The sequence below is a fragment of the Moheibacter sp. genome (assembly GCF_049672845.1).
In the GTDB taxonomy this organism is placed as follows: domain Bacteria; phylum Bacteroidota; class Bacteroidia; order Flavobacteriales; family Weeksellaceae; genus Moheibacter.
On the sequence record NZ_JBATWT010000023.1, the window covers coordinates 194,267 to 208,834 of the forward strand.

Here is a 14,568-nt window from a genome sequence, read left to right on the forward strand (position 1 = left end):
TCTATTCAATTATATTTTTTAAAGCGTCTAATTCTTTTTGTCCCATTTTTTCAATAGATAATTCCTCCATTGAAGACCTTGCGTTTTGGGTTATGGTTTTAAATAAATTTTCATTTGTTGTTGCATTGATAATTTTCTTGGCAATTTCTTGCATTGAATTATCAGAAATACCATTGATTCCATCTTTAACAAATTCAGGAATTGCCGTCACCGGATTACTTATAGTCAGTAGTCCGGAAGCCATTGCTTCGCACATGATGACACCATGTGAGTCAAATCTGGTGGTGGCTATGAATAAACCATAATTGGAAAACAACTCTGGTAGATTTTGTCTTTCTACAAAAGTGCTTTTTATGCTTACACGATCGTTCAATTTATACTTCGAAATTAAATCATGGCATTTTTTCTCAAACTTACCTTTGCCATAAATGGTCAGACTGAATTCAGAGGGAAGGTATCTCATCATTTCAATTGCTAAGTCAAATCCATATTTTATATCCGACAAAGGTCTAATCATGAGTAACTTATATCTTTTTTCAAAAGAGTTTGAAAATTTAAAATGATCGGTGTCTATTCCATTTGGGATGACTTCAAAATGACTTAATTTTTCTTTAAGGACTTTTTCCGTGTGACTTTTCATCCAATTAGATGGAAAGAGGAAAAGAGTATTATCTTTCATAGAAGCATCAGAAACAAATTGCTTCATTTTTAAATGATTCCAAAAGTTGAGATACAAGTATTTTAGAATTCCGCGAAAAGAGAAGCTGAAATCATATAGATATTCCGGGTACTTTAAAATCTCTGACCCGTGAATATATACGGCAAAAGGTTGGTTGTTTTTTTTTAGGTATTGGTAAATAATGTTTCCTCCGTTTTTAATAAAGAAATAGGTGTTTAACAAATGTAAATATGTTAAATCATACTGTCTAGTTCTTTTTATTATTTCTTTACTTGAAAGTTGATGTACCTTAATACCCTCATATTCATAATTGGAGTGAGATTTCGAAGGAACAAATACATCTACTTCAATATTCATTTCTTTGAAATATTTAGCTCTTACATGTACAAACATGTGGTTATAGGGTTGGTTTTTTTGCGGATACCGCGTTGTGATTATTGCTAATTTCATCTCAAAGGTTGGTTTTTAAAGTTGGAAAATAATAAAGCATAAAAAAATGAGAAGAAAATCAACCCAACGCTTCGTCCAAATATGGTTTCGCTTACAGAAAAGAATATTACAATCAGAATAAAGCTAATTGCAATAATGTTTTTGTGGGTATTATATAAAAAGAATAGTAAGGCAAACAAATATACAATCACACCGATAATTCCATTTGATACAAAAAAATCCAAATACTGATTGTGGGCATTGTAATTTTCTCTTAAAGCTAAATCAAAGCCGTTTTTCATGTAAGATTGGTTGTATATGAACTGAGCTTTTTCCTTTCCCACACCAATCCAGTGATTTCCAAATCTGTTATTTTCTTCCCAAATACCCAGCCACCTAGGGAATCTGTCAAAAGTAATTTCACCATCTTTATTTAGGATAGAAGTGATTTTATGGAATAAGTAGTCAAACTTCAGAGATAAGAGAAATAGAACCACAAACAAAACCAGTAGTTGTAATATGGATCTTTTATTAAAGTTGCGCAGAAAGTAATAACATAAAAATAAGACCAGACAAGCAAAAGATATTCTACTGTTAGTCTGAAGTATAAAAAATATAAGGGCTATCAAAGTAAGTCTATATAAAACTTTTTCTGCGCGAAACTTTTGGAATCCTTCGTAGCACATGAGAACTATAATAACTAACACCACCATTACTCCCACATAACTTGGGTGTGCACCAAAAGGTTTTAGTAAGTTAAAATCAGTATAAATCCATTCAAAAAAATAAGTAGCTTGATCCAAAGGATCTCTTTTACTAAGTATATCCAAAAGAATCCGACCCCAACAAATCAAAATTGTGATGATGGTTCCGAAAGTCAACCCAGTGAAAATACTTCCCAGTCTATAATATTTAGTTGGTGTGCTTAAAAACACCAAAGGGAAAATAAAAAGAGGGAGTGCTTTTAGCGCTAATTTTGAGCTTTGGGAAACGTCGTCTGAGAATAGAAAATTTGAGAGAAAAAGTAAGTAAATCAATGTTAGCAATACTAACGGTATAAAATTCTTTTTGATTAAATTCAATTTTTCACTCCAATTGTTAAGTAATAACCAGGCAACCAAGATGGGGTAGATAAAAATTGTATTTATGCTGTTCCACATCGGAAGTGTAAACGCAAAAAGAAATAAACTGACTTCTAAAAACTTATTTGTTTCTTTGTATGATTTCAATGTACCGATTTTCATAAGTATTTTTATCTGCTATTTCATTTAGTAATTTTAGATGCCTTTCTCTCGAAATGGTTGCGTGCTCAGTCTTTTGGATTACATCATCCAAATTATCCCAATCCACATAAAGTTCATAATCTTTACTCATCAGTTCTTTAAGAGGAGCATGTTTTTCTGTTAAAAAAGGAATTTGAAAACTTAAAAAGTCCAAAACTTTAATTGGAAACGTAATATCATCATAAAAATTCCTTGGTCTTGTGTGATAAGCTGCACATATATTGTTTTTCAGTATAAAATCCACTATTACTTCTCGATTGATATGTTGTATTTTAACACTGTCTGGAATATCAAACCTTTCATTTAAATCTTTATCAGGAGTGAGTACAAAAAAATTATAATTACTCCCCAGTTTTATGCTTAATTCTATAAATTTATCAATACCTGAATTTACATACTTTGTTCCTCCTAAAAATAAAACGCCTAATTTCTTATTATAGTCTAAATCTGTCGATGCAAAATCATCCGAGAAGCTCGTAGCAGGCGGAAGGGAAAAGTATTTTCTTTTTGGAAATACTGAATTTTTTTTAAAGAAAACCTCTCCCATTTTACTCGTGGGGAAAGCCATTTCGTCTGCCATAAGGCTGAGAAAGAAATTACTTGCTTTATTAAAGTATTTTGTAATAGACTTTCGGAATCCTTTATATTCACTCGGAAATAATTCAATATAAATATCTCGTATAAAAACGATGACTTTTCTACACTTTAATTTAAGAATCAATAAACTTAAAACATCAGCAAAACCAATTCTGTTACTTGCAGACTCTACATAAATAATGTTTAATTGAGGAGAGCGAAATGCATTTAAGATTTTTTTCTTTTCGATTATCAATTCACCATGGGCTTTGAAAACTCTTTTGAAGTCAGAAATTCGGGAAACCGGCCCGCCATTTATTTTTTTAAGATTTGGGACAATATAAAGCATATTTTTTCTGGTTTTACTTTTCATCTTGAGTAAGGATTAAAAAAGGAATTAATAAATAGAAAAAATAATTAAAATAATGTATAGACAGTAAGTTGGTCAGGAAGAAGAATAAAATAAAGCCTAATTTGGCTTTCATATTTGGAATTTTAAACAATAAATAGAGGTGGGAAAGCAAGAATATCAAAAGCAACGAAATCCCACCACGATGAAAAATGTAATAAAATCCATTGTCTATTTCTTGAAAACGATAAATACCTCTAAAACTTCTGGCAATTTTATTTTCTCGAAAAATTTCGGTGCTAGCACCAAAACCTTTGCCAACAATTGTTTCCAAGGTAGTGTAGTTTTCACTCGCAAATGCTTTTTGTAAATCAGTAATCCTTATTTTAAGACTGCTATATTCCCATGGCCTGAATACATATTTAAGTTTGGTTTGAACCAACTCGGGAACTAAGGAAGATTGAAGATATATTATTCCTCCAATTATTAAAATGCCGATGATTGATAAATATATGGGATTGAAAAATCTTTTTAAATTAACTATTACCAAAAAGATCATTCCTACCGCTATACCCAAATTCATGAAATTAGTTGTAATGGCTATATAAGCCAATGCCAAAACTGCAGAAATTGCAAATTTTAAATCGAATTTTAAACCTCTGTATAAATAGTAAAACCCAATCAAAATAAAGGCAGTAATGGCAGGTCCGTAAACCCTTCCTTTAAAACCGACAGCGTTCTCTCTCCATAAACTTGGTAATAAATTGACATAGAGAAGCATATATATAATAAATACCAGTATGTTGATTATGAAAAGTAACCTCAGGAAATCAATTTTATATCGTTGGTTTATCAACCAGAAATAAAACATAAAAGAAAATATCTGAAATTTTATGTCAATGGTTGGATTGATGTGTTCGTGATACAAACCAATTGTTAGGTAAAATAAATAAACCACTACCGCTACTGCAAAATAAATGGGTAAATTAAATTTAACCGATTTGAAAGACAGATTGGTGAAAATTAATAATACAAATCCAAGCGCAAGAAATACATTATAAGTGTTTGTTCCTTGTAATAGAAAAAGTATGACCAGTAATATTTGTACAAATAATCTCAAGTCTAAAAGTTCTAGCGCTCAATTTCAAATTTCACAAAAGTAAGGTTTTTCACAGAGATAAATTCTTCTATTATTTAATAAATCTATTTTAAGACTTGGTTTCTGTATATTTTTTTAACTTTATAAAAATTTCCCCAAATTAAGATCATGAAAGAAAGTTATTTATTATTTTTTTTATTTCTTTTGATTGCCTCATGTACTTCTCCGCAGGAAAAGAAAGAAAAAGGATTAGAAGAAACTATGGTAAACATTTCCTTAAATGATTCTGTAAAGTACGCCATCAGTTTGTCTGAGTTGAATAAACACATCAAGTTTGAAGAAATTCCCAGAACAGTGCCACCCTTCCTTCCGATACAAATTAAGGGTTATGCTGATAAAATTTTAAAAGATTCTATTATAGCCCTGCATACTTTTAAGCCTTTTTACAAACCTTTGGATGAAATAACATGGAAAGAAAATCCTGAAAATAATACAACCTGGCAGCTTTACTATGAAAATTTATTGTTTGTGTCTTTTTTAAACCACACTTATCAGGATACAAAGGATATTGCCTATCATGAGCAGGCAAAAAAATATGTGAATAACTATATTTCTCACCATCCTTCTTTGGATCAAAAAACATCAGAATATACCTGGTACGATCATGCAACAGCATTCAGGACCCTCCATGTTCTGCAAACAATTGCTGATGAGCTGGAGCTTGATGTTCCTGATGTTGATTTTATTAAAAGGGCATTTGACCATATTTCTCTCAATGTCATTTTTATGACAGATCCGGCTCACTATTCGGTACATAATCATGCTATTATGATGGATCGTACTTTACTTTATCTTGCGAAAATCACAAAATCCAATGCAGATTTGTCAAATTCTTTGCGGAATTTAGCAGCTACAAGGTCACTGGATAATTTTAACAAGATTATTGGCCCAACGGGATTAGCCAGAGAGCACTCAACCACGTATCATATTTTTAATTATAATCTTTACAAATCCATTTTTGACCTTATTGGAAAAGAAAACATAGACCCTTCTATGATGGTAAAATATTTGAGGATGAATGATATTCTTTTGCAATTGGTAAAACCGGATCTGAAATTTCCATTGTGGGGAGACAGCCAGATAGAAATGGTCAACCAGGGAATGATAGAAAAATTCGGGAACGACAAGCGGCTTCGGGACCTTACAAAAAATTATTCTCTTCCTTCTATGGTAAGTTTTGAGAACAACATAGCCACTTTGAGAACCAATACACCCGACAAGGGTTATTTATGTCTTTTTGCGAACTATTATTCCAAAGTTCATAAACATAACGATGATTTATCTTTCATCTTTCAAACGCTCGGCACCGATATTTTTACAGATCAGGGGTATTATGCCTATGACCAAACCTATCGCCCTCAGTTAATATCCGCTTTGGCACATAATACGGTGGTGGTCAATAATTCTGATTATTCACTTGATGGCAAGGATAAATTTTCTAAACTTATCAGTTATACGAGAGAAGAAGATTATGAGATAGTGGAAGCTGAACACAATTTTTATGACGGTATTCTTTTAAGGAGAAAAATAATCTATATCCATCCGAACGTAATTATAGTACAAGATAACAGCGATAATGTCAATTTAACAAAATCCTTAACTCAAATATTTAATTTGGGAGAAAATGCAACGGATATTTCGGTAAATGGTAATTTAGCTAAAGCATCTTTTCCCAATCAAATTTCATTAACGATTCAATCATTAAATGGAGGGGACAAGGTAGCCGTAAAAGACTTTTTCAGGAGTTTGTCTCCCAATAAGAAAACAGATACCAAGCAAATAAATTTAGAAACAAAACAGTCTAACATTACCTCAATTATTACCATTGAGTCGCCTAAATATATAAACCCGGTTGGAAATGTAAGCGTTCAGGGAAATTCGATAACATATTCTAAAAAGGGTGTAAATAAGAAGATAATAGGTTTGTAAGTAATTTTCTGATATGTAAATATTTATGTTCTTTTTAATGTGCCTATCTCTTAATAATTTTCTTTGTTATGACCTTGGAAGGTTTTAAGTGTATTTTAAGTAAATAAGTTCCAGAGTTTAGATTTGCAATATCTAATTTTTCAAAATTAGAGATAAATGTTTTAATATTCTTCCCCGAAAAATCAGTTAGATAAATCCTGTCTATATCTAAATTTTGATAATTTTTCAAAAACACCACACCACTGTTCGGGTTTGGAAATAGATCAATTTCATTCTTGAGTTCAACATCGTTAATACCTAAAAGGCAAGATGTATCTCCTTCATTTTCAATAAATATTGCTTCAGGGTCTACATCAGTCCAGTTGTTTGTGCTGTAATTGCAATCATCTACAAGAATAAAAGGTAAATTAGGATTATTTAGAAAATTCACACTGATAATATTCTGATTATTTCCATTTCGTAAATCTACTATTTCAAAATTACCACCATATAAAACGATCTCTCTTAAATTAGGATTATTTGACAAATCAAGTTCCAATATGGGTGTATTACCACAGTAAAAATATCTAAGATTGGGATTGTTGCTTAAATCTAATGTTGTAATATTTGTATTAGATAGGCTCATTTCACTTAATTGACTGTGAGAAGATAAGTCTATTTCTGATATAGGATTATTATTCAGTATTAAGAATCCTATATTTACATTAGGGTGAAAAAAGATTTCAGTAATTTGGTTGTATGAAAGATTTAAAGAAATAAGGCTTGCGAAATCTTGAAGCCCTTTTAAATCTGAGATATTTACACCAGACATAAATAAACTATTTATACTTGCGATGTTGTCTGTCAGCACATAATCGTCAAGTACGCATCATATCCCAAATCAATAAGTTTTTGTTCAAAATTATCGTCTGGGACATAGGTCGTTTGAGAAATAACAAATTGACAAAATAAAACAGAAGTAAGGATAATAAATAGCTTTTGCATTGCGATAATTTATGATATTGCACAAATGTAATGGAAAAAGGCTTTCATTTAGTGTAAGCATTGTTAAAAACACGCCCTTTTTTATCAACTAATGTAATTTGATAAAGATCGTTTTTAAATAGAGATAAGTCTAATATTATTTCTTTTTTATCAACTTCAGATTTTAAAAGAACTTCTCCGGTATTACTTATCAGGTAAATGTTTTTCAGCTTGGTTTTTGATTGAATGTGAAAAGAATCGGCTGAAGAATTCAACTCAATCTTTACTTTTTTGTCTAAATTTTTTTCCGGCTTTTTAACCTTAATAAAATCAGACCTGCCTGTATTTAAGTGTGAATAGATATCCTTTCCGTTTTCCATACGGGCTGCTTTTACACTTATTTGATACGTTGCATTTTCTTTTGTTCCTGAAATTCTGCTCAGGTTCAGTGAATTTATGTCCTTTCCGTTTCCCGGTATCCATATTTCGTTTCCTGGATTCTGTGTATTGGTTATCTTGAACAAATAATCGGTTGCGCCGGGTAGCGGATAGGCATATATGGTTTCGTTTCGGCGCATTATATAAGGATTGGAAATTGATTTGGAACTATAATAATCTTCCAAATTTGTATTTTCCGGTATCTGAACCTTGCATGATCTGCCGTAATCAAACCCACTGCCATTGTTTAACCGGTTTACAGCTCTCACACTGACTTCATACTTATCATTGGCTCTTACCCAGTCCTGATTTGTTAAATCAATATAATTACTGAAGCTCTTGATTTCGTTGATCTGTTTCTTTGCTTCATCTTTAAAATTGAAGGTATAATAGTTCGAAGGAGCAATTTCATAGGCCTCGAGTTTATATTCCTGACCGGGCGGTAATTCTTTGTTACAGAATTTATCTATCAAAGAAGTTGTAAAAGGTTTGGGTGGATATTCGGTTGTGATTCGGTAGTTATCAATGAGGATAGTATTGTCTGAATCATAGTTTTTTCTATAGTGACCTAATTTTTGATAGTTCTGTTCAATAATTTCAATTCCGTTTTCCACGCGTGTATATAGCAAGGGAACTCCACCAAGTTTTGATGCCTGAGAATTTTCACTGCCTAGCCGCAAATCAGCGTTTACACCTTTTCTTTTATATTGTTCAATGCTTCTGTCATTTATGATTGGCAAATCGTTTATCCACATTCGAATAAATGCAGAATCGCCAACAGTACTCCATTTGATCTGCGTTACAATATGGTTCCATTCTCCAATTTTGATTGCTTTGCTAATGATATATTCCCGATATCCTCTTGAATACGGGTCCTGTGGACATATATCTCCATCGTTACTAGAATTACCCGGTCCATAGGTTGTGCCATATTTTAAATGAAGATCCATTCTTGAGTCTTGACTGAGAGATCCGGGAACTAATCTTAAAGACACAGGAAAAGCTCTTACTTTTCTTATATCATCGCCCTTCAAACAATAAGTAGGAATCCCTTCTCCTGTCTCATGCCACTGCATTATCACATAATAGTTATCTTCGGAAGAAAATAAATTCTTTGTAAATACCTGATCTGCCGGTAAGAAAATGTCCCAACTGTAATAATATTCATCATTATTTTTAATTTGATGATTCAGAAGTGCAATTTCCGATCTGGTTCTGCCATCTGTAGTTACTTTCATTGAAGGGTGATCATTTCCCTCTACAGTAATTACAAGTGAATTTGAATAAAAGTCATAAAAATTTTCAATTTCAATTCTGCTCGATTCCTGTTCTTGTATTTGCCAATTATTAGTAAATGAATAATTTTCAAAAGGTTCATAATATGGAATTTTCAAATTCTGTGCAAAAGAAAAATTTAAAAAAAGTATAAATAAGACCAATGAAAAATTTTTAATTTGAAATTTCATATATGATTCAATTATTTTTGACAACTCTTAAATTCCCAATTTCTGAGTCTCTTTTCAATGTTATACTGATGGTACCTTTGTTTATTTGTTCTGATTTGACCTTTTGATCATTCCAATAGGCGTCATAATTAAATTCGGGATTCAGACATAACAGTACAGTAAAAGGCTTATTGTTTAATTCCAGAAGCCTGAGTCGGGCTTCAAACGCATTAAAATCTTTATTAAAGTCCTTTTCCATAATCCATACATCAAATCCTGTTGTGAACGTCCCTATTTCGTAATAAGAGCTGAACCAGGATAATACCGGTGCAGATAATCCGCCAAACTGATACCATCCTTTGCCCTTCCCTGTTTCAATTGAAAAGTACTCATTGCTGTTGTATGTGTCCTCTGTTTCTTTTTTCCACAGATTCAGCGCTGTATCAGCAATTTCAAAAGCAAAGTCATCCTCACCCAAATCAAGCATTGATTTCCAGATGAACCATTGGTGGGGCATCCACACATGGCCATTCCAGTATCCATCCTTATTATAATAAGGAGCCGATTGGTCTATTGTTGAAAGACCCACATCAGACCAAATCTTTCCTTTTGTCTTCAGGTTTGCCATCATTTTAAGGATCTGCTGATTATTTGAGATTCCTGATATAATCGGACTGATTCCATCCAATCCCATATTATAGTTTGCGTGATTCTCAAACATAAGTTTTGCTTCTGCATTCCCGCTTTCATTATGAATTACATAACTGTAATACCCTGAATCATCATCCCAGGAATATTGATTCAGTGCCACTGCCCATTTATCAATATCATTTTGATAAGTTTCAAAATCCTGTTTGATCTGAAGTTGACGAGAGGCAAGTCTCATGATCTTGGCGATTCGAATAAGATGCGCGGTACTGATAACAGGTGTTACTTTTTTAGTCAGTTTGTTTTCGTGCACAAATTGTTGGGCGGGATAATCATCCCAACCCCCCGAATTATAAAAATAATCCCAAGTTCTGATTAAACCCGATTTTAGATTATTGGTGGTCGATGTTTCGATTTTTCCGGAAAGAAAATCATAATAGTATTTCAACTTTGGATATTCTTCAGCAAGAAAATCCTTGGATTGGGTTTTATTCCAAATTTCCAAAAACTGATAAAATTGGACGGGAAGAGGTGTTCCGTGGTCAATAAAAGCAGACTGCTCCAGAGGGTCGCTTAAATATACATTTAAATTTTCAATGCTCCGTTGGGTATCGAGTTGATTGAGTCCGATACCGATAAAGCCTGAATCCCATGTATAAAGACAATCCCACTTTCTCCCGGGCGCAGAATGTCTGATGTACTGATTTTGAGTATAAATGGGGTAAACAATATTACTCAGCAGCACAGCTGACATTCTTTCCTGACTGAAAAGATATTTTTCTCCATCCGGAACCACATTAAATTTATGAAGATTGCTTTTTGCCTCTTCTTTAATTTCATTAAAGTTCAGGTTTTTAATGTTTGCAAGATTCTCTCTTACCTGATCCAAAGTTCCTGAACTTATATAAGCATGAATTGTCTGAATTGAATTTGATGGAACGTTAATCGGTGAAAGCACAACATCTTTCAGAAATCCATTTTCTGATTTTTTTTCCTGATCCTGAATTCCAACTGATGAATTTGTGTTGAAATCTGAAGGCAAATCTTTTAATTTGAAATCAATTATTTGAGAATTCGGCTGGTCCCAATACAGACCGTAATAAATATCTGAATTTTTATATTTTAAAATGATTGAGTTACTCATTTCCTGATTATCAATAACCTCAGGCACAGGATTCCACTCCACATTTGAAACTTTAACCAAGTCGTCATCTGTCTTGTTAATTATTGCAAATCCGTCAATAACCACTCTATTGCCCGACTGAGCTTCAAATTCCATGATGACATGTTTATCTGTGATTTTCCCCAATTCTTTTTTGATAAAGGTATATTGATTTGAAGATGTCAATTTAAAGGAAGTTCTGACTGTTCCTGAAACCCCAACTTCGGTATCATTTTCGGAATCTGATTTATATCGAATATAAAGTACTGGTTCTGCCAGGTTTTTAGGAATATCAAATTCATATATAACTTTGTCACCTCTACTTTTTGCAAATTCAATTCCATTTCCATTTATTTGACCGTTCTCCCGAACTTCTCCTCTCAGCATTCCGTCATAGGCCAGCTGATTTCTGTGTCCCGGATTTTTATATGTATAAGTTTTATAATCCAGACCATCAATCCAGATCCCATTTTCCGGCAATTCTATTTTTTTAATTAAGATCTCATCTTCTGGTTTGTGAGGAGCCAACGGAGGGAAGTGCATTGAAGAAACCATATGAATCGACATTGTCTTTTCAATATCAGTATTGTTAATCAGATTCATTGTAATCAATCTCGAATCTTCATTCGCAAATGAATAGGAGATGTCCGCATAAACCCGATCTTTCCATTCCAACTCGTGTCTGTATGAATAATATTTTAAATTTGGAGCGGCCTCCCAGATAAAGAAATTTCCTTTCTTCAGCACGTCGGGTGGAGTAGCCTCCTGATTATAAATGGTTGGGAAAACACTCAGGTCATATCTTAATCCCTGATCAATATTGGGGATGTGTGAAATCCCGACATACTTTTTTGTATAGGGGCCCCAATTCGGAAGATTTAGATCATGTGAAATTTGAGAGTCAATATTTATTGCAGAATTATACGCCACATCTTCTTTTTTCTGACAGTTTAAACTGCATAATCCTATAACCAATAAAAGGAAAAAATTAATAACCCATTTCATAATGTTACTTTTTTTGAATATATCTGCGAATTTCGGCATAATTGCTTTTTGGGACCAAAGAAAATATAAATTCACTTAAAGAAGCGGGAATCATCTTTTGTATTAAAAAATACCAACTGGGAACAACCAGTATAATCATTCCCAATGTAATCAGGATTGCAATCCAAGTTGTTGAATACTGTGCTCCAATGAAAATTAGAACAGGCATAATAATTAATGTAAACAAATTCCAATAAAATTCCAGATGTGTCTTTCCTGTCGCAACAACAAGACTGCCCACAGGATTTCCGAGGGCTCTGACATACATATAAATACTCAAAATCCTGACCAGCGGCACAATTTCCGAATAGTTATTACCATAGAATAATTGAACCAAAATCGGTGCAAAAATAAAAATCAATAAATATGCAACAAAGTTGACCGATGAAACCAAATTAATCAGCTTTAAATAGTTCTCTTTCAAAACATGCAAATTACTCTGAATTTTTGCCAATGCGGGTGAGGCTACTTGAGTCAGAATCGGATTAATTATCTGAGCCGGTCGGTATACCAGTTGTTTTGCAAGGCTGTAGCCCCCCAAAACTTCGGCTCCAAAAAATTTACCAATCAATAAAATATCCAAATCTCTGTTAAAGTAATTTAAAATCTGGGAGCCTACCTGAAAAATTCCGATCTTTAAAAAGCTTTTGGTTTCTTTAAATTTAAAATGAAATTGGATCGGATGTGTTTTGAAACCGGTAATGAGATAGGCAAAACTAACGATGATATAATTCAACAGCAATGAATAAATTAAAGACAGAATACCAAATTCTTTTATGGCCAAAACCACAGCTGCAACCAGTGAAATAACTGCGGAAATAATCTCAATAACAGCAATCCTTTTAAAGTTTAAATCTTTCTGTAAAATGGTTTTAAATTGTCGGCCAATCGCAACAATTATAATGCTTGCACCTGTGAGAGGAATAAGTTTTCTCAATATTTCCTCATCATAAAAATCAGCTATAAATGGGGTAATTACTAATATAATCAAATAAACCGCAATCGAAAAAATAAAATTTATCCAATATAAACTTGAATATTCATTTTTTGAAATTTTTTGTTTATGCAAAATGGCAATACTGATTCCCATGTCCATAAACAAGTCGACAAAGCCCATTACAAAGGTAATAATGGCCATCAGTCCAAAATCTGATTTGTCTATTAGCCTCGCGAGAATTGAAATCTTCAACAATGTGCAAATTGTTAGAATAAGCGTGTTGAGAGTGGTCCATTTGACTCCTTTTATCGCTTTTTGCTTAATAGACATTTAAAAGTGAATTATTTTTTCAAATTTAAGCAAGAAATCATTCGCCAAACTACCAAAATCGTTTCCAGAAAGATTTTGTTTCAGTTCTTTCAATTTTGAATTATTATTTAACAATTCCAGAAGGGTTTCAAACAGTGACTCTGTACTGTTTTCAGCTATAATCCCGTTTTTTTCATTTTGAACAAACTCAAGCGAAGCCGGAAAATTCGTTGTAACAACCGGTGTACCTAAAAGTAAGGATTCGCTGAGTACCATTCCCTGTGCTTCATAAGAAGATGTCAGGACAAAAATATCAGCATTTTTGATATATGGAAAAGGATTGGGTTGATAACCTTCAAAAACCACGTATTTATTAACCCCAAGAATCTCTTTTTCTTTTAATAAAGTGTTTAGATCCGGTCCATTGCCGATTATATGCCATTTGAACTCAATTCCTTTTTCAATCAGTCTTTTTGAAATTTTCAGGATTCTGTCAATTCGTTTTTGTTGGTTATCTATCCTTGCAACTGTAACGATTTTTACCATTTGAACTTCATCTTTATAAGGATTAAATTCATCAGCTTTAATTCGCAAAGAGTTACCATCAATGTAATTTCCCAACAAACATGATTTGGAAATAAATTCTGGAGCCAATTCTTCAAACCGGTTCTTGCAGCTGTTCGAAACATTTACAACCTTGTCAAAACGAGCATATTCTTGCAAGATATAATCTCTGGTCATACCTAACCGATCTATGTCATTATGAATCCAAGCAATCTTCTTTTTTGCAGTTACAACCTTCTGAACAAAATAGTTTGAACCTAAAAAAACATGGTTTAGGGGAATATCATTTGAAAATGAAATGGCAACATCATAATGATCTTTAAAATAAATATTACGAATCACTAATTTTCTCAAATAATTAGTTCCGATAATTTTTTCCAGTACTTTCAAAAGAATATAAATCACCAGCTTAGGAAACTTATAAAAAAACTTAGCTTCTTTAAAGTTTATAAATAAGCAGCTTAATAAAAAGGAATAATGGATTTTCGTCTTAGTACCTAAGTCTCTATATTTATCAATTAAAATGGGGTTAAACAAAAATAATTCTATTTCGTGTGTCGAGTTTTCTTTGTGTAAGACATCGATCAAATTATACAAAGAAGCCGATATCCCTCCGATTTTCATATGAGGATTTACAATTAGTACTTTCACACA

At 32.6% G+C, this 14,568-nt stretch carries 10 protein-coding genes; 1 reads left to right on the forward strand and 9 read right to left on the reverse strand.

Features of this window, described 5'->3' with window-relative positions; translation table 11 throughout:
• Position 1 precedes the first annotated feature (1 nt).
• Genes WBF63_RS08535 through WBF63_RS08550 form a run of 4 tightly spaced genes read right to left on the reverse strand, consistent with a single transcriptional unit; the run spans position 2 to position 4,097 of the window.
• The gene (locus WBF63_RS08535; RefSeq protein WP_424369291.1) at positions 2 to 1,129 is read right to left on the reverse strand and encodes a glycosyltransferase family 4 protein; all 1,128 of its coding nucleotides are present in this window, start codon (positions 1,127 to 1,129) and stop codon (positions 2 to 4) included.
• Positions 1,126 to 2,352 (reverse strand): O-antigen ligase family protein, encoded by a 1,227-nt coding sequence (locus WBF63_RS08540; RefSeq protein WP_424369292.1) that lies wholly within the window; start codon positions 2,350 to 2,352, stop codon positions 1,126 to 1,128. The genes WBF63_RS08535 and WBF63_RS08540 overlap by 4 nt, the downstream gene beginning before the upstream one ends.
• Positions 2,312 to 3,340: a hypothetical protein gene (locus WBF63_RS08545; protein WP_424369293.1), complete on the reverse strand. Its 1,029-nt coding sequence runs from the start codon at positions 3,338 to 3,340 to the stop codon at positions 2,312 to 2,314. The genes WBF63_RS08540 and WBF63_RS08545 overlap by 41 nt, the downstream gene beginning before the upstream one ends.
• Positions 3,330 to 4,097: a hypothetical protein gene (locus WBF63_RS08550; RefSeq protein WP_424369294.1), complete on the reverse strand. Its 768-nt coding sequence runs from the start codon at positions 4,095 to 4,097 to the stop codon at positions 3,330 to 3,332. The genes WBF63_RS08545 and WBF63_RS08550 overlap by 11 nt, the downstream gene beginning before the upstream one ends.
• Positions 4,098 to 4,583: 486 nt before the next feature.
• Between WBF63_RS08550 and WBF63_RS08555 the strand changes: the two genes are divergently transcribed.
• Positions 4,584 to 6,404 carry a heparinase II/III domain-containing protein gene (locus tag WBF63_RS08555; protein WP_424369295.1) on the forward strand — a complete coding sequence of 607 codons (1,821 nt, stop codon included), beginning with the start codon at positions 4,584 to 4,586 and terminating at the stop codon, positions 6,402 to 6,404.
• A gap of 43 nt (positions 6,405 to 6,447) precedes the next feature.
• Here WBF63_RS08555 and WBF63_RS08560 read toward each other — a convergent pair whose 3' ends face one another.
• From WBF63_RS08560 to WBF63_RS08580, 5 genes are all read right to left on the reverse strand, one after another.
• Entirely contained in the window at positions 6,448 to 7,215 is a 768-nt protein-coding gene (locus WBF63_RS08560) for a T9SS type A sorting domain-containing protein (RefSeq protein WP_424369296.1), read from the reverse strand.
• A 217-nt stretch (positions 7,216 to 7,432) separates the two neighbouring features.
• The gene (locus tag WBF63_RS08565; protein WP_424369297.1) at positions 7,433 to 9,271 is read right to left on the reverse strand and encodes a heparin lyase I family protein; all 1,839 of its coding nucleotides are present in this window, start codon (positions 9,269 to 9,271) and stop codon (positions 7,433 to 7,435) included.
• A 7-nt stretch (positions 9,272 to 9,278) separates the two neighbouring features.
• Positions 9,279 to 12,065 (reverse strand): MGH1-like glycoside hydrolase domain-containing protein, encoded by a 2,787-nt coding sequence (locus WBF63_RS08570; protein ID WP_424369298.1) that lies wholly within the window; start codon positions 12,063 to 12,065, stop codon positions 9,279 to 9,281.
• Between the two features lie 4 nt (positions 12,066 to 12,069).
• A complete protein-coding gene (locus tag WBF63_RS08575; protein WP_424369299.1) occupies positions 12,070 to 13,371 on the reverse strand; it encodes an MOP flippase family protein in 1,302 nt (433 codons plus the stop codon).
• On the reverse strand, positions 13,372 to 14,565 hold the full coding sequence (locus tag WBF63_RS08580) for a glycosyltransferase (protein ID WP_424369300.1): 1,194 nt from the start codon (positions 14,563 to 14,565) through the stop codon (positions 13,372 to 13,374).
• Positions 14,566 to 14,568 lie beyond the last annotated feature (3 nt).